Here is a 19,123-nt window from a genome sequence, read left to right as displayed (position 1 = left end):
CCTATTTTCTTTAGTTCTTCTGCGTAAGTCCTGATAGAGTAGGAAGTTAGTCAAAATTGCTACTGCTGACAGCAGCCGAGAAATCTCCCATCTCCAATCCCCAAATGCCGAATTCAATTAGCCAAGTTCAGCCACCCCTGGAATTTATCCCCCCAGCGTACAACCCCCTAATCGTCCAAGGCTGCCAACAAATACTCCCCTGGTGGCTGCGATTTCGGACAAATATCAGCGACATTCAAGCGGAAAATGTCGAAACCCTCGCCGAACTGTTTCACCAATTTCAAAATCAGAAAGTTCGCTTCTTACTAGCCTTCCGCCACCCCAACTCAAACGATCCCTACTGTTTGGGACAATTGGTGTGGAAACTCGTACCCCAAGTGGCGCGCCAACAAGGGATTCCCCTGAAATTTCCCGTACATTCCCACTTTATCTACGATCGCGGAATTCCTCTGTGGGCTGGTGCGGGTGTCGGTTGGCTATACTCTCGGCTCGGTGGAACTCCCATCGTTCGCGGTAAGATCGATCGAGCTGGATTGCGATCGGCACGCGATTTATTTGCCAACAGCCAATTTCCCATCGCCGCCGCTCCCGAAGGCGCCACCAACGGTCACAATGAAATAGTTAGCCCCCTCGAACCCGGTATTGCTCAAATGGGATTCTGGTGCGTTGAAGATTTACGAAAAGCCGGACGCCCGGAAAAAGTGGTAATCGTACCACTTGGTATTCAATACCGCTATGTCCAGCCACCTTGGGAACAACTAGAAAAACTTTTAACTCAGTTAGAAACTGATTGCGGATTAGCAACATTAGATAGTAACAATTTTCCTAATTTAGACACGAATCATCCGAATTCCGAAATTCACCATCACAAATTTCAATATTTACGACTAATTCGATTGGGAAGTTATTTATTGTCAGTAATGGAACAGTTTTATCGGAGATTTTATCATCAAGATTTACCCCCACATCCCGATAAATCAATATCAGAACTGATGACGGAAATCACCAATAATGATTTGGACAATGAAGTGATTATCTCTAGATTAAAATCACTTTTAGATGTGGCTTTACAAGTGGCAGAACAGTATTTTAACTTGAAGCCAAAAGGCAGTTTGATCGACAGATGCCGCCGATTGGAACAAGCAGGATGGGACTATATTTATCGAGAAGATATCAAAGATATTGCAGCACTTTGTCCCTTAGAAAGAGGATTAGCCGATCGCCTAGCCGAAGAAGCCAGTCTCCGAATGTGGCACATGAGACTGGTAGAAAGCTTCGTGTCCGTTACGGGCAAATATGTACAAGAACAACTGACGGCAGAACGCCTCGCCGAAACAACTTTACTACTGTCCGACGTACTGGCTCGCATCAAAGGGGGAAATCCTTTCGGGCGACCGCATTTGGGGAAACAGCAAGTAACAATGACCGTGGGCGAACCGATATCCGTGGACGATCGCTGGGAGGGATATCAAACCAGTCGCAGAATAGCAGTTGCCGAACTCACTCAAGACTTACAAGCAGCTTTAGAAGGGCTAATTAATTAGTCATTAGTCATTAGTCAGTAGCGGTGGCGGCTCACCTTCGTTGAATGGTCAGGAGTCAGTAGTCAGTAGTCATTAAGCCTTCCTATAAGGACAGGGTTCGCAACCCAATTTCCTGATAAACTTTGGAAAGAGGTCTGAGCCACCCCTAAAAAATAAACCCTTGATAATAACCAAGAAAAATAAGCAATGAGTAACAAACCTATCAATTTGTCTAGTAACTCAATAAAAATAAAACTGCTGAATTATTTAGCCCAAGAATTGCTGACTCCCCTCACTTCAGTTAATGGGATGGCCAGTGTGTTGAACCAAGAAATTTATGGTCCCCTGACAAGTAAGCAAAAAGAATATATCGATGTAATCCAAGATAGTAGTCGGTCTTTGCGATCGCTAGTTGAAGAAATTTTAGGACTCGCAGAATTGGATGAATCCTGTTTCACCGTCAAGCGAACAGCAGTAGATATAGAAACTTTGTGCCAGCAGGTTGTGACTAACCTATCGCAACCGGCATCTAAAAGAGAGCAAGAAATTAACCTGTCTATCAGTCCAGGGCCCCGTATTTGGCTGGCAGACAAAGAAAAAGTTCAGCAAATGCTCCACCACTTAATTTTTAGCGTGATTCAATCTGCTGGGGCAGGTAGCGTAATTCGAGTACACGTTGTTCGCAAAGATGATGGCATCAATATGGGAGTTTGGGTGTTTCACCCTTGGTTGGGAGAAAGTTTGCCCCATGCTAAACTCTACTCCGACCACTTGTTAAAACTTGAATCGAGTCAAACTTCCCTAGGGAACTCCCACAGCCGAGAATTGGGAATTGAATCTCAATATTCGCCAGCAGTACAAGCTTCCCAGCCATTAAAGCTTTCTTTCTCTGAGTTGGCGACTTTGGTAGCGGAAAATGCCGCCGATACCACACCAGTGTTAGCTGGCTACGGGGATAGGGAGCGTTTGGGATTGCTGCTGTGCTGTCAGTTGGTGGAAATTCAAGGCGGTAAACTCTCAATTCAAGGAACGCCGGAATCTGGGTATCGCTATGTGCTTTCGCTTCCTTGCGTCAATGCTACTGATTTGTTGGAAAGGTAAAGTTAGTTGTGATTAGTTATTTGTTATTTCTGATTCTCATAACGAATAACGAATAACTAATAACCCATCACCAGGCATCCCCAATCACCAATAACCACTTCCTAATTTTAAATTGAAATGAATTCAGTTTGGCAAAAATTAACTCTAGCAAACTTCCCACTTTTACAATGGCAAAATGGAAGTTATTTATTGAATGTCGCCATTGGTAATGCGCGAAGTTGGCGGCAAAGTAGCTGGCTGATGCAATGGGCAGAACCACTGGGTTTTGTATTGCTGGCTTTGACGTTTGGTTTGGGCCCCTTTGTCAACAATGCCCTGGTGGGTGTGTTGATGGCTGCTGGCGCTGCCTTTTGGGTGCTGCTGACGGTTTCCGACGATCGCGCGATCGCCCTGACACCGATTCACCTGCTAGTATTCCTGTACTGGGGCATTGCTACCGTCGCCACCGCCATGTCCCCAGTGAAAGCAGCAGCTTTTACAGGCTGGACGAAGCTAACGCTGTATTTGCTGTTTTTTGCATTGATGGCTAGGATATTGCGATCGCCCCGTTGGCGATCGTGGTTAATCGCCGTGTTTTTGAACGTCTCTCTCATCGTCAGTTTCTACGGCGTGCGACAGTGGATTGATAAAGTACCACCCCTAGCTACTTGGAACGATCCCACTTCTAGTCAAGCAAATGTCACGCGAGTTTACAGTTTTTTAGGAAATCCCAACTTGCTTGGTTCCTATCTGCTACCGGCAATTGCATTGAGTGCAGCAGCACTTTTTGTGTGGAAAGGATGGGGAACTAAAGCTTTGGCATTGACCATGTTAGTCGTGAATTGCGCCTGTTTGCGCTACACCGACAGCCGTGGGGCTTGGATCGGTTTTGTAGCTTTACTGGTGGTGTTTTTAATCCTGCTGTGGTATTGGTATAGTCCTTTAATGCCTCGGTTCTGGCGGACTTTAGCCCTGCCGTTGGGGTTAGGAGGTTTAGCTGTGGCGTTAATTTTGGGAGTAGTTTTAGTACCATCCCTGCAAGAACGAGTGACGAGTATGTTTATCGGCCGCGGTGACAGCAGCAACAATTTTCGGATTAATGTTTGGACTGCGGTGATTGACATGATTCGCGATCGACCAATTCTCGGCATTGGTCCCGGTAACACTGCTTTTAATAAAGTTTATCCACTGTATATGAAGCCGAAATACACGGCTTTGAGTGCTTATTCGGTGCTTCTAGAAATAGCGGTAGAAACTGGTTTTATCGGTTTGACTTGTTTTCTGTGGCTGCTGACTGTCACCATCAATCAAGGTTTGTTGCAGATCAAAAATCTGCGGGATGCACAATTTCAGCAGCTTAACTCCCAGGAAGAATCCCCAAGTCCCACATCTAATCAGGGGTTTTGGTTGATAGCGGCGATCGCCACTTTAGTCGGCATGATGGCCCACGGCTTTTTCGATACAGTTTGGTATCGACCGGAAGTGAATATGCTGTGGTGGTTGATGGTAGCGATTATTGCCAGTTTTTACAGAAATTCCCAGCAGCCAGATTCAGTCTTGACTACCGAAGAATAAAAGGATTATGTATAGCAATGCCCCGTGGCATTGCTGTCAACTTTCAAAGTGATGACCTGCCAGATTTCTTGATAGTAACCGACCTTCTTTCTATGTGGGTTATATCAATTCCGGTTGTATCGGAATGATTTAACCGCGAAGGCGCTAAGGACGACCCCCCCCTGCCCCCCCCAAGGGGGGAAAGAGGAAGAGAAGAGAGAGTTTAATAATTCCAATGAAGAGAGGATTTGATATTACTATAGCAATCCTAAATCATTTGTGAATTTCTTGCTCCCTCCCCGCGAGTTCGGGGAGGGTTGGGGTGGGGTAAAAAACTTGCGACTCATTTAGGATTGCTATATCAGGAAATCAATTTTTTTATTGATCCACCGATGAATCGTTAGGCTTGTATCCCGGCTGTTTTCGGTCATCTAAACCCGAATCCCTCAGCGAAATTACACTTCTTTGAGTGGGTGACAATCGATCGCCCCCTCGACTCCTACCCCCAGACAGCGGCGATTTTCGAGTTAAAGTTTTCCAAGCAGCCTTAACCCCAGTCACCAGGCTACGAGTTGTAACTTGGACATTGTGCGCTTGCTTTTTGGCAGTACCAAGACTGCGATCGACTTGCTTGACAACTTCCCCCGCACTTTGCACCCCTTCACTAACATCATCCGTCAATTCGCTAATTTCCAGCCCCGTTAACCTAATGGCATCCAAAGTCGGCGGAAATTCACGACAAAGGGTATCAGCGAGCTTTTCCACGCTGTGCGCCGCCCGCGTCAAGGCTTGCACCGCAGGTATGAGAGTCACTAACACAGCCGTTAAACTGACTGCGACTAGCAAAATCGAAAGTCCTAACCAAAAGATGGGTTCGCGCACTGAAATCTCGGATTGGGGGTTTGGGAATTTATATGTGGGTCTAATTTTACTTGATTGTGGGATCAGTCCCAAAGGTAGTCCCGAACAGTTGTGGAATTAGCGGTGCTCCGGCGACTGGGTAGTCGCTGCTGCTTCAGTTTCCGAAAGTGTTTGGCGTTCCCGTTGAGTCGCCTCCAAACCGGCGGCGATCGCCTCTTTAAGTCTAATCAAAGTTTCGTCCCAATGGAGCAGTGCCGATTCCGAAAGTCGATCGGCTTGCAATTGTACGCTAGTTGATAAATCTTCGGCCAACTCCGGCAAAGCATCCGCCGATTTTTTCAAAATCTGCCGCGTCTGCTTGCCCGTTCTCGGTGCCATCAGCAAGCCCGTCAGAGCCCCGATGGCCGAACCCACCAGCAAACCACCAATAAATAATCCTGAACGTTTATTTGACATTGCGATCGCGACCTCCAAAAGTATACTTTTACCACCTTTATAAATATAATTTCTGATTAGCTCAATGGTCGATCGCGCCGCCGCCAAAGCATTCGCCCCAAACCTAGCAATCCCAAAAGTTGCTGAAGTTGTTGAAGTTGCCATTCCAGTTGTTGATAATTTCGCCGCAACTGGTGAGCACCTTGTTGCTTTCTAGCAAAGAAATTAGGTGATTTGGCAAGGACATTGGTGCTACAGCGCTCCAGGGCGGTGATTCTCGCTTCACAAAGTGCGATCGTCCTACCCATTCGCCATATTTTCCAGGCTATATAAAAGCCAACCAGAGATATGAATACATTGATGATTATGACAGCAGCCAGCATTTTTCACCTGTTTTTAACTAGCCTATTTACATTTTTGTAACAGAGAAGATACCCGCCCCACAATAATTTTTTCGAGATTGTGGAACAGGCATCTTGCCTGTTGACAAAAATCAGCCTCAATCTCAGCTTAAATTTTTTAAACTTGAGACATTGCAGGCAAACAAACCTTTGTACCGCCCAAACCGCAATAGCCGTTAGGGTTTTTAGCCAGATACTGCTGATGATAGCTTTCTGCGTAATAAAACTCAGGAGCGTCAATAATCTCAGTAGTAATATTGCCGTAACCTGCTGCCTTGAGAGCTTGCTGGTAAGCATCCCGCGATGCTTCGGCTAGCTGCTTTTGGGTAGCTGAATAAGTGTAAATTCCCGATCGATACTGAGTCCCCGAATCATTTCCCTGACGCATTCCTTGAGTCGGATTGTGACTTTCCCAAAAAACTTTGAGCAGCGTTTCGTAACTAACTTTTTGGGGGTCGAACACAACCAGAACCACTTCATTGTGTCCCGTCATTCCGCTACAAACCTCGTTGTAAGTAGGATTTGGAGTAATCCCAGCCGCATAACCAACGGCGGTTGAAAAAACTCCATCTTGCTGCCAAAACTTGCGTTCGGCTCCCCAAAAACAGCCCAGACCAAACATAGCAGTTTCCATGCCGTTGGGAAAAGGAGGTTTGAGCGGATTGCCGTTAACAAAGTGAGTTGCCGGTACCGGCATCGACTCTGCCCGTCCCGGCAATGCGTCCTGGGAAGAGGGCAGGCTCGACTTTTTGCCAAATCCAAATAGCACCATAGGTTTGTGAGGGGGATCTCTGATAAACATCTTTACCTTACTTAGTTATATCAGATGTACAGTTAAAATAGTGGCACTGTCGAAGTTAAAAGCGATCGCCTACAAGCTAACTTTAACTTTCGTTTTTTTAGCAAGTGACATCTCTCACTAAAAATGCGGTAATAGATCACATTAGCCAGTGCGATATATCACCTAAAAGTGTAAGATTTATCACATTTTTTTGAGGTATTAATCACACGTATTTAATTCAAAATCTGCGATTATCATAAATATCAAGTTATTTTTTGATTCAGGATCGGTTCTTAGGAGTGTATCAAAATGCTTTTAACCTCAGCGACTAAACCATTGAAATCTAATCCATTTATTACTTACCGCGATCCCATGACAGGCAAGTGGGTAGTGGTGAATCAGAATTTACCGATAGCAGCGTCCAACTCCAACACAGTTGCAGCTTAACTGGTAAAAATAATTGTCAATCATCTAGAATAACGAAAAAATTGAAAATGAATACTAAATCTAGAACCCCAACTTATGCAAGGAGTTGGGGTTTTAGATGTTTTGCGACTACTATAATAAGCATTAAAATATTTCTTCCCAGTTGGTAGTGAAGACTTTAGTCGGGAGCATCTCGATTTTGCATAGGCGAAGCATGACCGCTGTAAATCTCTGGTTATCACTAATAAATTGTCTGCGGTCATGCTTCGCCCCTACGAATATATTTGCACTCATTGAGATGCACCCCTTTAGTCCTCACTACCAACCAATTTATAACACCTCTCGTCCCAAATAGGATTGGAGGACTTCCGGCACTTTTACAGTCCCGTCTGGCTGCTGATAATTCTCCAAAATTGCCGCCATTGTACGCCCCACAGCTAAACCCGAACCGTTGAGCGCGTGCACGAATTGAGTGCCTTTTTTGCCCGCTTCTTTAAAGCGAATATTTGCTCGCCGTGCCTGAAAATCTGCGACATTGGAACAACTGGAAATCTCCCGGTATTTGCCGGCATTCGGCAGCCACACCTCTAAATCATAGGTTTTTGCCGCCGCGAAACCTAAATCGCCTGTACATAGTTCGATCGTCCGATAAGGCAATTTCAGCGCCTGCAAAACTCCTTCGGCATCCTGCACTAACTTTTCGTGTTCCTCCGGGGATGTACTCGGATGCACCAGTTTCACTAATTCAACTTTATTAAATTGGTGCAATCGAATTAATCCCCTCGTATCTTTGCCATAACTTCCAGCTTCCCGCCGAAAACAAGGAGTGAAGGAACAGTGATGAATTGGCAACTGTTCTGCTGTCAAGATTTCACCTCGATACAGATTGACAACCGGAACTTCCGAAGTCGGAATTAGCCACAAATCGTCTTGGTCGCATTTAAAACTTTCTTCGGCAAATTTGGGTAATTGACCTGTTGCTGTGAGAGATTCAGTGTTGACTAAAAATGGGGGAATTACTTCTACATAACCAGCTTTTGTGTGCCTATCGAGCATGAATTGAATAATCGCTCTTTCTAGGGCTGCGCCTGCTCCAATTAAGCTGACAAAGCGAGGTTGAGAGATTTTGACAGCGCGTTCAAAGTTGAGTATTCCTAATTTTTCGCCGATTTCCCAGTGCGGCAAAATCCCCGTATTTTGGGGAATGTATTCGTCTCCCCAGCGCCGTATTTCGATGTTTTCATCTTCATTTTTGCCGATGGGGGTTGACGAACTGGGCAAGTTCGGCAACGGCAATAATAGAGCTTCTATTTGAGCTTTTAGGTCTTTTTCCTGTGCTTGCAGTTCGTTGGACTCTGTTCCCACTGCATTGCCTTCTGCTTGCAATGCTTGAACTTCGGGAGATTCTAGGGTTAAACCCGATTTTCTTTTTTGACCGATGAGTTTGGCAATTTCGTTGCTGCGGGCTTGCAGTTGCGATCGCTTCCCTTCCAACTCTCGCTGCTGCTTGTCTAGTTGCACAATGGGCTCGATTTCATAGTTGCCTCCGCGAGTGTTGAGGCTTTCTTGGACAGCTTGGGGATTTTCTCGGATTAATTTTAGGTCTAGCACAGATTTATTCTAAATCTTCAATTCTAAATTAGCAACAACAGAACTAGGGCAAATACAAGTTTTCTCAATGATTTTTCGGGTTAACTATAACTTATTCTCATTGATTTTTGGTTGGTGGTGTCACCAATGAGGGGTTATACCCCACAAAGGGTGCTATACTGGAAACATATTAGTAGATGCACCCTGATATTTTTCTACCCCAGCCAGCAATGGCCGGGTTTTTTGTGTCTGTGGACAGATGACCGTAGACTGTTAAGTGTTGATATCAATTCCGGTTGTATCGGAATGATTTAACCGCGAAGGCGCGAAGTACGCGAAGGCAGATGATTTTATATGACTCTTCGACGAAGCTGAACTCGCCAGCGGGCGCAGCAGTTGACTGTTATCTACTGATAATCATAGAAGATGCGATCGCCAAATTATCTATTCTGCTTCCTAGAAATATTCTCCAGCGAAGGCGGGATTCAATCCTATGTTAAAGACATCCTGAAAGCTTACCTATCTGTTAGCGCCGGGACAAACTGTCCGCCAACAGCGGAAGTTTTTTTATTGCGAGATTCCCCAAATTGCCACAATCCCTTCGAGTCAAAAAATCTCAAGTTTTCTTACCTCAAAACTGAGCCACTTTGGTTTGGCCGTCTGAATTTTGCTGCTAAAATACTGATTAACTTAGTTCAAAAACGCCCTGAACGAGTTTTCTGCGGTCACATTAACCTCGCACCGCTGATTCAAACTTTGTGCGAACCTTTAGGAATTCCTTACACGATTTTAACTTATGGTAAGGAAGTTTGGGAAACACTGCCGCCTAAATATCAAATAGCGATGAGCAAAGCTGATAGTATTTGGACTATTAGCAGGTACACGCGCGATCGCACTTGCTACAATAATCACTTAAGTCCTGAAAAATTTCACCTAGTCCCTTGTATAGTCGATGAAAATTTATTTGCGATCGGTCCCAAATCGGAGGATTTATTGGTAAAATACAATCTGAGTGGTGCTAAAGTATTGATGACTGTCGCCAGATTGCGATCGACGGATACTTACAAAGGTGTAGATATCACAATTAAAGCTTTGCCACAAATAGCGCTAACTTTCCCGAATGTGAAATACTTAGTGATTGGACGCGGAGACGATGAATCGAGATTAGCCAAAATTGCAGCAGATTTGGGAGTTGCTGAAAGAGTAATATTTGCGGGTTTTGTACCCACGGAAAATTTAGCGTCACATTACCGACTTGCTGATGCTTACGTGATGCCTTCTTGGGAAGGATTTGGTATAGTTTACTTGGAAGCACTTGCTTGCGGAATACCCGTACTGGCGGGAGATGCCGACGGTTCAGCCGAGCCGCTGCAAGATGGTAAACTGGGATGGCGAGTTCCTCACCGCAATCAAGACGCAGTAGCAGTTGCTTGTATAGAAATGCTTCAGGGGGAGGATAAAAGGTGCGATCGCCACTGGTTGAGGGAACAAACCATAGTAGAGTTTAGTTTTGGAACCCTTTGTCAATCGATAGCAAAGATTTTTAATATATTTGGGCCAGATTGAGTGGCGTCAGAATACCTAGAACCCCGCAGCACTTTCAGAAGTCCGGGATCTAACAGAATATAATAGTCGTTTAGGGATGTACAATGGAAAGATTAACTCCAAGACGACTGAGAATTTATTGGTTAGGATAGAACTATGCCTACCTGCAAAGACACCCAAGGAGACCATCGTGAACCAAGGCACCCCCAAAATTTCTTTAAAGCTACCCGCTATTAGCAATTGGCTGATACTCTTGGGAATCGCGTGGCTGTTTGCGTCACTGGGTTTGGGTTGGGTAGTTAAATCGATTTTTATTTTAGTAGGTTTTTTGCTACTTACACCTGTGGTTGCTTTTTTTGGTCTCCAGTGGTGGCTGAAACGCAACTTGGTTGAAGGTAAATGTCCCGTCTGTGGGAATGAATTTACAGCTTTAAATCAAACTCAGTGTCAGTGTGCCAACTGCGGTGAACCTTTGAAGGTAGAACAAGGTCATTTTAGTAGGTTGACACCGCCCGGTACGATCGATGTTACCGCAGTTGAAGTGTCAGCCGTGCAACAGTTGGAAGAATAGTTAAAACAACAAATTTTACTTTTCCAAACGAACTGCGTACCACTGCAAAAACTTTCCAGGACCAACATCTAATTCACAATAAGTATTAATTAAATACTTGGCTTGCTCTTCCACAGAAGATATTTTTTGGACATCAGGGGGCAATTCTTCCTGGGGAGATGCTAAAATACCTCTGAGCTTTTCTAATAATTCCGCAACAGTCAAAAACTGCTCTGGCTGATTTGTTTCTAGCACTACAAACGTATCTTCATCATACAGTGACATAGTTTCAGAGGTTGAGGTTACTTATTTCTAAAGTTTTGTGGAATTAAGCGATCGAACTATAAAGTCTTATTGAGAGCGGCAAGGCCCAAGGGTTCGATCGTGTTACAATTAAGCACCGTCAGAATTCCTATCGGATTACCGTTATTAACTTAGTTGTTAACAGAGCCGATCCAGCACTTCTGAGGAAATTTGTCAAGTGCAAATTTGTCAAGTGTCAAATTGTCAAGAAATATTCGATCGATCCTTATCTAATTATAACGGATACTATACATTCCATGACTACATCTTCCACTTCAGCGCCAGTGGCGCGCAAACCCTCTAAATCCGAAGGCCTCAAAGAACGGAGCAACTATTTACGAGAACCCGTTGCGACAGAATTGTTACAAGAAACCACCCACTTCACCGAAGAAGGGATTCAGATTCTCAAATTTCACGGCTCCTACCAGCAAGACAACCGGGACAATCGAGTTAAAGGCCAAGAAAAAGACTATCAGTTCATGCTGCGAACCCGCAATCCCGGCGGTTTCGTGCCCCCGCAGCTATACCTCACCCTCGACAAGCTATCGGAAGAATACGGCAACCACACGCTCCGTGTCACCACACGCCAAGGCTTCCAAATTCACGGCGTGCTCAAGAAAAATCTTAAAGCAGTGTTTTCCTCAATTATTAAAAATATGGGGTCAACCTTGGGAGCTTGCGGCGACTTGAACCGCAACGTTATGGCACCGCCAGCACCGTACAAAAATCGGCCAGAATACCAGTATGCACTGCAATACGCTAATAATGTGGCCGATTTGCTGACACCGCAAACAGGAGCTTATTACGAAATTTGGCTGGATGGGGAAAAGGCTGTTAGTGCTCAAGAAGACCCCGCGGTGAAAGCAGCCAGACAGTCAAATGGCAATGGTACAATATTTCACGACGATCGCGAAGAACCGATTTACGGCCAGCACTATATGCCGCGGAAGTTCAAATGTTCCGTGACAGTACCGGGAGATAATTCCGTTGACTTGTACTCTCAGGATTTGAGCTTAGTAGTATTTACCAATGAAGCTGGGGAGTTGGAAGGTTTTAACGTGTTTGCTGGTGGTGGTTTGGGCCGCACTCACAATAAAGAAGAGACTTTTGCGCGGGTTGCCGATGAGATTTGCTATGTTGCCAAGGATGATGTTTACAATTTGGTTAAGGCAATTGTAGCAACTCAAAGAGATTTTGGCGATCGCACAGACAGAAGACACGCCCGACTGAAATACCTGATTCACGACAAAGGTGTAAAGTGGTTCCAGGAAAAAGTAGCCACCTATTTTGGCAAGCCACTAGAACAGTTTAAACCCTTGCCAGAATGGAAGTATTTCGATTTCTTGGGGTGGCACGAACAAGGAGACGGTAAACTGTTTTTGGGCATTTCTGTAGAAAATGGCCGGATTAAAGATGAAGGTTCATTTCAGCTAAAAACAGCTTTGCGGGAAATCGTGCAGAAACACAACTTGCCGATGTTGGTGACACCGCACCAAAACGTGCTGATTTACGATATTTCACCAGATATCAAACAGGAAATTCAGGGAATTCTATCACGCTGTGGGATTCAGGGAGAAACTGCGATCGACCCCTTAGTCCGCTATGCTATGGCTTGTCCTGCCATGCCGACTTGCGGGTTAGCGATTACCGAGTCAGAGCGCGTGATACCGAGCATTTTAGAGCGAATTCGGGCGCTGTTGACCAAAGTCGGCTTAGAAAACGAACATTTTGTAGTGCGAATGACTGGTTGCCCCAATGGATGCGCCCGCCCTTATATGGCAGAATTGGGATTTGTCGGGAGCTCGCCGGAATCTTACCAGATTTGGCTAGGCGGTTCTCCCGAACAAACGAGGCTGGCAAAACCAATTGAGGAAAAGCTGCACGTCAACGACTTTGAAGCTTTTCTAGAGCCAATTTTTGTTTATTTTAAACAAAAACAGCAACAAAGTGAGAGTTTTGGCAATTTTTGCGATCGCGTCGGGTTAGAATCTATCCGTCAATTTATAACCAACTACCAATCTGCTGACTCGATGACAACTGAAATTAATGAATTAGAAGTTACGTCTAGTAACGAAGATGGGAACGAGACAGCCGCGGCTACTGGTAAAGTCCGTCGCCGAATTAGCGTTCGCGATGAAATTTACAACGAGCTCAAAGAAGAAGCAGCCCGTCAGGGTAAGCCAATCACGCAGCTAGCAACAGAGGCAATTTCAAATTATTTAAACAAGATTAAGGAGGAAGCATAAGCCAATTTTCCATGGTCTTCAATAGACCTCTGAAAAAAATAGTATAAAGGCAAAGCATTTGCATAAAAAAAACCTAGAATTTGTCCAATAATTCCGGTGCTTATAAATGCTTTGCCTTTCTCCTCTCTTCCTCTGCGTTCTCTGCGCCCTCTGCGGTTAAATAAAAAAAATATAATCAAAAACGAGCAATCAAAAATTAAATGGCTCAATTACAAAGATTAGCAATTAATGCCGCCAAAATTTCCAACAAATCGATAGACTTAAGCGTCGAACAACAACATTATTTACATCGCGTACTCAGGTTACAAACAGGCGAAAAATTTATTGCAATGGACGGACGAGGGCATTGGTGGCTAGCAGTCCTAGAAGCCCAGGAAACAGGGTTAATTGCGTCGATAATAGAAGAAATCCCGGTTGACAAGGAGCTTGCCGTCGAGGTTAGTTTGATGGCTGCCTTGCCCAAGGGAAACGGGTTTGACGAGGTTGTCAGACAGGCCACAGAGTTAGGTGTGGCAAGTATTGTACCGGTGACGAGCGATCGCACTTTGCTGAAACCTAGTCCTCAAAAAGTCGATCGCTGGAGGCGCATTGCAGCGGAGGCGGCGGAACAGTCGGAACGTCAATTTGTACCGACTATTTTGGAGCCAATTTCGTTTGATTTGGCGGTGAAAGATTGCGGTCAAAAATATCGATATATTTGCGTAGCTCGCGGGGATAATCGGCATTTGTGGGATTGTTTGATTAGTTTAGAACCCCCCCAGCCCCCCTTGGTAAGGGGGGAGCCAGGATTAGAACCCCCCCAGCCCCCCTTGGTAAGGGGGGAGCCAGGATTCGATCCCCCCCAGCCCCCCTTGGTGAGGGGGGAGCCAGGATTAGAACCCCCCCAGCCCCCCTTGGTAAGGGGGGAGCCAGGATTCGATCCCCCCCAGCCCCCCTTGGTAAGGGGGGAGCCAGGATTCGATCCCCCCCAGCCCCCCTTGGTAAGGGGGGAGCCAGGATTAGAACCCCCCCAGCCCCCCTTGGTAAGGGGGGAGCCAGGATTAGAACCCCCCCAGCCCCCCTTGGTAAGGGGGGAGCAAGAATTCGATTCCGCCTTTGTAGGGGCGGTGCCCCCGTGCCCGCCCCCTGGGGGAGAATTATCGATTGTTATAGCAATTGGCCCGGAGGGTGGATGGACTGAGGGTGAGGTGAAAAGGGCGATCGAGTTTGGTTTTGAGCCTGTTTCTTTAGGAAGTAGAATTCTCAGAGCAGTCACTGCTCCAATTGTCGCTTTATCTTTAGTTGGAACGATATTTGAAAAATCTTAATATATCGAAAAAAATCAAGATACTTGCTTGGTTTGGCAATCGCAGGTAAAATGTAAATGAGTAACTATCGCAGGAGTAATATGTTACAGTCAATAGAAGGTATATATCGAAATGGCAAAATAGAGTTATTGGAAATGCCGGCAGACATAGAAGAAGCACAAGTTATTGTTACTTTTCTGCCCAAATCAGGGTTGATAGACTTACCATCTCGCGGCATCGATCGGGAACAAGCCTCAGATTTAAGGTTGCGGCTGACGAGATTTGCTCCTGATTGGGAACGACCAGAAATGGATGTTTATGATGCCTTATCATCGCGGTGATATCGTACTGGTTTTGTTTCCCAATGCAGACTTGCGTACTGCGAAACGTCGTCCTGCTTTGATAGTTCAAGCTAATAATCTGGGGAATGGTTTTGGACAAACAATTACGGCAATGATTACTAGCAATTTAGTGCGATCGGGACACCCAAGCCGCGTTTTTGTTTCCTTAGCAACAGCGGAAGGAAAACAAACAGGACTTTTAGCTGATTCGGTAATTATGACGGACAATCTTGTGACGCTTCTGGAAGTAGAAATCGATCGCAAAATTGGTATCTTGTCAGATATGGCAGCAGTAGATGCAGCACTCAAGCATACTTTAGCAATCTGACAAACAGGGCGAATTGAATTCAGTAAATATGAAAACAAATTTTAAATTAATCAGGTCTACCCTTTATGCTGTCAAGACAAATTATCAAATAGGTGAGTTGACTAGCCATGAAAAAAAAAGTCGAAAAACATAATAATTATTAATTTCTCTATGCTCTCTCTGCGTTCTCTGCGTCCTCTGTGGTTAAATAATTCCGAATTATCCATTGCAAAACCACCAAAAATTCATAAAATAGGTAAATTGAGAACCCATGAAAATAGATTTGAATAAAGGTCGATCGCGCTTTTGGTCGTTAGCGTTAGCGAAGCGATCCGAAGGAAAGCCCTCGAAGAGGATCGCACTTTTGGCAATAGTCGGTACAACATTAGTTTTGGCACAATCTGGGCGCTCTGTCATGGCTCAACAGCTTAATTGCGATCGGCCTCAAGGCGATGTAGAAGTCAGAGCCTGTATTCGGTTAAGGTATGAACTCGCAGACAAGCGGCTGAATGATGTTTATAAACAACTGATTGCTAAGTTGAGCAAGGAAGAAAAAGCCCTACTTTCAGAATCACAATTAGGATGGATTAAAGTGCGAGACAATACCTGCGAGTTTGAAGTGTATAGAAATCGTGGCGGTACGGGTTATCAAGGTTTTTTGAATGAGTGTTTGGAGCGGATGACTAAACAGCGTACAGCCGAATTAGAGAAATATTTTAAGGAAAGGTGAAAAAGGGCGATCGCACGGGGGTTCAGAAACCGGGTTTTTTTACGAAAATACTGCGTTCGTACTCGAAGATTCGGGAAAAAACCCGGTTTCTCTGTCGGAGTGCGTAATTCTTGTCATTTATACAAATTTGTAGGGGCGGTGTCAAGAGTGCCCAGCCCAAAATGCCTACGCCTCATCCATCGGGGCTTGGCTCAAGACTGTGGCTCTGCCAAGGTTTGACAATTTTATGTAAAGTTTTATTACAAAAAACGAGTGTTTTGCATAAAACTTGGGGATTGAGTCTGATAAATAAATAGAAGCTCAAGACTGTGGCGATTGTTGCGGTGGAGGGATGGAATGGTGTATGGGGACAATCCGGCAAATAGGACATCTTAGCAAACAGGGAGGAAAAATGATTAAAGGGCGATCGATATTTAGCTTGATGCTTAGCTTGACAATTGTAGGGTTTGGAGCATTCACCAAACCTCAACTAGCTGCAAAGGCAAATCCATCTCTGATTGATAATAGTGTCACGGCTAATTCTGACGTGATAAATAAGCCGCAAATAGTTGCTCAAAAGTCACAGTCGGGGCTGATAACTTGGAGAGAATTTATAGAACGCGGTGGGAGACGTTTTGTTGACCGCGATTATGACTTGCCTAGTGAGTTTAGAAATGGATATCTTTACATTAATGGAGGAAACTATCATGTAGCTTATATTCTGAAGCAAGGTTTACCTAGCTACCCACCGATTAAATCGGAAATAACGCAAATTGATTACGATTTGGGAGATAGCTATGTAAAATCTGGCAAAGCAATTAGATTTTTCTGGGGTAGCGGTACTGTTGGCGAACGCAATCGTAAAGTGAGAGTGGAAAAACCAGGGGAAGAATGCTTGGAATTTACTTGTTTGCAAGCTCCCTTTATGACGAAGCAGCAAATTAACCGAATTTTGCGCTCCGAAAGACGGATTCCTCAAAAAAAGTGAGGCAAAGATCAAAAGACAATCGCCTCTGTCAAAACAAGTAGCTAGAGAGCGATCGCACAAACCAAACATCTCAGAAAACAGACAGTAAAAATCATGAAATATCGAGGTATGCAATGAAGTATTTGATATTGGGATTAATCGCCGTCCCTTGTTTTCCCATGAAGACGATGGCGCAACCCGTCACCTATCCCGCTGCGGATTCGGTGCAAATTGCAGCTAACAGAGCACCTGAAAAAGCGATCGATGGTTTGACTGACTTTATTTTCTACAATCTGCATCCACAACTGAATCGTCGCAAAATCCGCTCCGATGAAACGCAGTACATCAAAGAATGGGCTGCTATCAAAAAAGTGGTGAGCAACGATAACTTGGTGTACGAGCGGGACTGTGGTAGAAACCTGAATAATAATTATGAGTGGCGACTTTCCAAGTATGACAGTTCGGGTCTGGGTCAAGGAAGAAATGCGTCGCCTTTATCTAGTCCTGTGTTGAACAAAGTAGCAGATGCCGTATTCTACGGCCGTCATCCCGAATTGGACTACCGGAGAATACAACCGATAGAGACTTCCTTGGCGTCGGAGTGGTTGCAAATCCGGCGGGCTATCAGTTCGTTGCATCCTTGTTACTGAAGCTGCATCTATTACCTACCAATTCAACTATTGTTTGTAAAGCTTTGCAACAGTCGATCGGTATTTTGCATAAAAGTAGCGGGTTGAGGCTGACAGATAAATAGAGGGCTTTGGGTCTTGCGGCAGTTGCGGTGCGGTAAGGTGCTTGGGTGCGGAACAAGGCATTTTAGTAAACAGAGAGGAAAAAGTGTGAAAGGGCGATCGATTTTGAACTTGATGGTGTGGTTGGCAGTGTTGGGTACTGCTTCGGTATCAGTTTTGGCACAAGGGCGATTATCCCCAACAAACCAAAAGATATTGGAGGGGCGATCGCAAATAATTGCTCAACAGCCAAAATCTCAACTTATCACTTGGAAGGAATTTGTAGAACGGGGTGGCAGGCGTTTTGTCAATTACGATTACGACCTACCGCCCGAGTTTAGGAATGGCTATGTTTACATCAATCCAGGAGCTGATAATACTACAGCTTATATTCTCAAACAAGGTTTATCTAGCTACCCACCGATAAAAAGTGGAATAGGAGAAATTGATGCTGCTGCGGCACATAGGTATGTAAACTCGGGCAAAGCAATTAGATTTTATTGGGGAGGCGGTGCAGGTACTTATCAAACTTATGGAAAAGATACTGAAGTTAGATTTTTAGATGGACCAGGCGAAGGATGCTTAAGGCTTAGTTGTTTGGTAGCCCCTTTTATGACTAACGAGCAAATCAGTCGCATTCTGCGCTCTGAAAGAGAAATAAAACAAAAAAATTGAGGTAAATATGAAAGTGCGATCGATTTTTAGCTTGATAATGAGTTTTGCAATTTTAGGTGCTGCTTCCTGTTTCTTAGGAGGAGTAGCCAAAGCTGAAACCAAGACAGCCGAATCTGGGAATGTGAGAGCAGAAGTTTCATTTCAGTCAACGAGCGGACTTTGTTCGCAAAACCCACAACTGAAATTAGTTCGCAAAGGTCAAACAGTTTTCAATCAAAATATACCGAAAGAAGAAGTTGGTTACTGTCGGTTATCTGACCTTCAAGTTCGGGACTTGGATAAAGACAACGAACCAGAAATTATATTAGATATATTTTCTGGTGGCGCTCATTGTTGCACGTTTTCTCTGATTTATCGCTACGATGCCAAAACCCAAAAATACACAGCAATAACTCATCCTTGGGGAAACGGCGGCCGCTACGGGATTGAGGATGTAAATAAAGATGGCAATTTAGAATTTGTCGATCGCGATGACCGTTTTGCTTATAAGTTTTCATCTTATGCAGGCTCTCGTTATCCCTTACAAATTTGGCAATACCGTCAGGGAAAAATGATAGATGTAACCCGTCGCTATTCCCAACAAGTTAAAAACCATGCTGATCAGCTATGGCAAGAATACACTAAAATCAAACAATTTGACGGAGGCAAAGCAGCCTTAGCTGCCTATTTAGCTGATAAATATTTGTTGGGTGAAGGTGAGGATGGATGGAGGCGGGTGCAGGAAGCTTACAAAGAGAGCGATCGCAGTCAATTTTTCACTGAACTGCGAAAGTTTCTGGGAGAGACTGGCTACATTCGTTAGGAATAGATTT

22 protein-coding genes are annotated in these 19,123 nt (G+C 44.7%); 15 read left to right on the top strand and 7 right to left on the bottom strand.

The window, feature by feature from the left end; all coding sequences use genetic code 11:
* The first annotated feature begins 104 nt into the window (after nucleotides 1-104).
* From ACBR23_RS07970 to ACBR23_RS07960, 3 genes are all read left to right on the top strand, one after another.
* Nucleotides 105-1,544, top strand: a complete 1,440-nt coding sequence (locus ACBR23_RS07970) for a 1-acyl-sn-glycerol-3-phosphate acyltransferase (RefSeq protein WP_371114432.1) — start codon at nucleotides 105-107, stop codon at nucleotides 1,542-1,544.
* Between the two features lie 186 nt (nucleotides 1,545-1,730).
* Nucleotides 1,731-2,624, top strand: a complete 894-nt coding sequence (locus tag ACBR23_RS07965; protein ID WP_341736565.1) for a histidine kinase dimerization/phospho-acceptor domain-containing protein — start codon at nucleotides 1,731-1,733, stop codon at nucleotides 2,622-2,624.
* Nucleotides 2,625-2,741: 117 nt separating this feature from the next.
* Nucleotides 2,742-4,178, top strand: coding sequence for an IctB family putative bicarbonate transporter (locus ACBR23_RS07960; RefSeq protein WP_371119070.1), 1,437 nt, complete (start codon nucleotides 2,742-2,744; stop codon nucleotides 4,176-4,178).
* A gap of 357 nt (nucleotides 4,179-4,535) precedes the next feature.
* Here the strand turns inward: ACBR23_RS07960 and ACBR23_RS07955 are convergent, their stop codons facing one another.
* The 4 genes from ACBR23_RS07955 to msrA all read right to left on the bottom strand — a co-directional run bounded on the left by ACBR23_RS07955 (nucleotide 4,536) and on the right by msrA (nucleotide 6,626).
* A complete protein-coding gene (locus ACBR23_RS07955) occupies nucleotides 4,536-5,039 on the bottom strand; it encodes a DUF948 domain-containing protein (protein WP_371119071.1) in 504 nt (167 codons plus the stop codon).
* Between the two features lie 96 nt (nucleotides 5,040-5,135).
* Nucleotides 5,136-5,474 (bottom strand): YtxH domain-containing protein, encoded by a 339-nt coding sequence (locus tag ACBR23_RS07950; RefSeq protein WP_371119110.1) that lies wholly within the window; start codon nucleotides 5,472-5,474, stop codon nucleotides 5,136-5,138.
* Nucleotides 5,475-5,530: 56 nt separating this feature from the next.
* A complete protein-coding gene (locus ACBR23_RS07945; protein ID WP_371119072.1) occupies nucleotides 5,531-5,836 on the bottom strand; it encodes a hypothetical protein in 306 nt (101 codons plus the stop codon).
* Nucleotides 5,837-5,972: 136 nt separating this feature from the next.
* On the bottom strand, nucleotides 5,973-6,626 hold the full coding sequence (gene msrA, locus ACBR23_RS07940) for a peptide-methionine (S)-S-oxide reductase MsrA (protein WP_341736560.1): 654 nt from the start codon (nucleotides 6,624-6,626) through the stop codon (nucleotides 5,973-5,975).
* 318 nt (nucleotides 6,627-6,944) lie between these two features.
* Between msrA and ACBR23_RS07935 the strand changes: the two genes are divergently transcribed.
* Nucleotides 6,945-7,082 (top strand): hypothetical protein, encoded by a 138-nt coding sequence (locus tag ACBR23_RS07935; protein ID WP_341734534.1) that lies wholly within the window; start codon nucleotides 6,945-6,947, stop codon nucleotides 7,080-7,082.
* A gap of 309 nt (nucleotides 7,083-7,391) precedes the next feature.
* Here the strand turns inward: ACBR23_RS07935 and serS are convergent, their stop codons facing one another.
* A complete protein-coding gene (gene serS, locus ACBR23_RS07930; RefSeq protein ID WP_341736559.1) occupies nucleotides 7,392-8,672 on the bottom strand; it encodes a serine--tRNA ligase in 1,281 nt (426 codons plus the stop codon).
* A gap of 405 nt (nucleotides 8,673-9,077) precedes the next feature.
* Here serS and ACBR23_RS07925 point away from each other — a divergent pair, with 405 nt between their 5' ends.
* Both ACBR23_RS07925 and ACBR23_RS07920 read left to right on the top strand, forming a co-directional pair.
* Nucleotides 9,078-10,217: a glycosyltransferase gene (locus ACBR23_RS07925; protein WP_371119073.1), complete on the top strand. Its 1,140-nt coding sequence runs from the start codon at nucleotides 9,078-9,080 to the stop codon at nucleotides 10,215-10,217.
* 169 nt (nucleotides 10,218-10,386) lie between these two features.
* Nucleotides 10,387-10,767 carry a DUF2614 family zinc ribbon-containing protein gene (locus tag ACBR23_RS07920; protein WP_340525762.1) on the top strand — a complete coding sequence of 127 codons (381 nt, stop codon included), beginning with the start codon at nucleotides 10,387-10,389 and terminating at the stop codon, nucleotides 10,765-10,767.
* A gap of 15 nt (nucleotides 10,768-10,782) precedes the next feature.
* Here the strand turns inward: ACBR23_RS07920 and ACBR23_RS07915 are convergent, their stop codons facing one another.
* Nucleotides 10,783-11,031, bottom strand: a complete 249-nt coding sequence (locus ACBR23_RS07915; protein WP_371119074.1) for a chlororespiratory reduction protein 7 — start codon at nucleotides 11,029-11,031, stop codon at nucleotides 10,783-10,785.
* A gap of 275 nt (nucleotides 11,032-11,306) precedes the next feature.
* Here ACBR23_RS07915 and sir point away from each other — a divergent pair, with 275 nt between their 5' ends.
* From sir to ACBR23_RS07895, 4 genes are all read left to right on the top strand, one after another.
* On the top strand, nucleotides 11,307-13,295 hold the full coding sequence (gene sir / locus ACBR23_RS07910) for a sulfite reductase, ferredoxin dependent (protein ID WP_371119075.1): 1,989 nt from the start codon (nucleotides 11,307-11,309) through the stop codon (nucleotides 13,293-13,295).
* Nucleotides 13,296-13,495: 200 nt separating this feature from the next.
* Nucleotides 13,496-14,602 (top strand): RsmE family RNA methyltransferase, encoded by a 1,107-nt coding sequence (locus ACBR23_RS07905; RefSeq protein ID WP_371119076.1) that lies wholly within the window; start codon nucleotides 13,496-13,498, stop codon nucleotides 14,600-14,602.
* Nucleotides 14,603-14,682: 80 nt separating this feature from the next.
* Nucleotides 14,683-14,922: a hypothetical protein gene (locus ACBR23_RS07900; protein ID WP_371121452.1), complete on the top strand. Its 240-nt coding sequence runs from the start codon at nucleotides 14,683-14,685 to the stop codon at nucleotides 14,920-14,922.
* Nucleotides 14,900-15,250, top strand: a complete 351-nt coding sequence (locus ACBR23_RS07895) for a type II toxin-antitoxin system PemK/MazF family toxin (protein ID WP_371114325.1) — start codon at nucleotides 14,900-14,902, stop codon at nucleotides 15,248-15,250. Before ACBR23_RS07900 ends, ACBR23_RS07895 begins: the two co-directional genes overlap by 23 nt.
* 198 nt (nucleotides 15,251-15,448) lie before the next feature.
* Here the strand turns inward: ACBR23_RS07895 and ACBR23_RS07890 are convergent, their stop codons facing one another.
* On the bottom strand, nucleotides 15,449-15,646 hold the full coding sequence (locus tag ACBR23_RS07890; protein WP_371119077.1) for a hypothetical protein: 198 nt from the start codon (nucleotides 15,644-15,646) through the stop codon (nucleotides 15,449-15,451).
* On the opposite strand from ACBR23_RS07890, the gene ACBR23_RS07885 reads away from it, so the two are divergent.
* The 5 genes from ACBR23_RS07885 (at nucleotide 15,645) to ACBR23_RS07865 (ending at nucleotide 19,113) form a co-directional block, all read left to right on the top strand.
* Nucleotides 15,645-15,959 (top strand): lysozyme inhibitor LprI family protein, encoded by a 315-nt coding sequence (locus ACBR23_RS07885; protein WP_371119078.1) that lies wholly within the window; start codon nucleotides 15,645-15,647, stop codon nucleotides 15,957-15,959. The genes ACBR23_RS07890 and ACBR23_RS07885 overlap by 2 nt on opposite strands.
* A gap of 331 nt (nucleotides 15,960-16,290) precedes the next feature.
* Entirely contained in the window at nucleotides 16,291-16,926 is a 636-nt protein-coding gene (locus ACBR23_RS07880; protein WP_371121453.1) for a hypothetical protein, read from the top strand.
* Nucleotides 16,927-17,039: 113 nt separating this feature from the next.
* Nucleotides 17,040-17,555, top strand: a complete 516-nt coding sequence (locus tag ACBR23_RS07875) for a hypothetical protein (protein ID WP_371119080.1) — start codon at nucleotides 17,040-17,042, stop codon at nucleotides 17,553-17,555.
* Nucleotides 17,556-17,744: 189 nt separating this feature from the next.
* Nucleotides 17,745-18,311, top strand: coding sequence for a hypothetical protein (locus ACBR23_RS07870; RefSeq protein WP_371119081.1), 567 nt, complete (start codon nucleotides 17,745-17,747; stop codon nucleotides 18,309-18,311).
* 7 nt (nucleotides 18,312-18,318) lie between these two features.
* Entirely contained in the window at nucleotides 18,319-19,113 is a 795-nt protein-coding gene (locus ACBR23_RS07865; protein WP_371119082.1) for a hypothetical protein, read from the top strand.
* The last annotated feature ends 10 nt before the right edge of the window (nucleotides 19,114-19,123 follow it).

Origin of the sequence: Microcoleus sp., assembly GCF_041354475.1 — a bacterium.
In the GTDB taxonomy this organism is placed as follows: Bacteria; Cyanobacteriota; Cyanobacteriia; order Cyanobacteriales; family Microcoleaceae; genus Microcoleus.
Note: the sequence above shows the minus strand (reverse complement) of the source record. Positions and strands in the feature narration are given on the sequence as shown.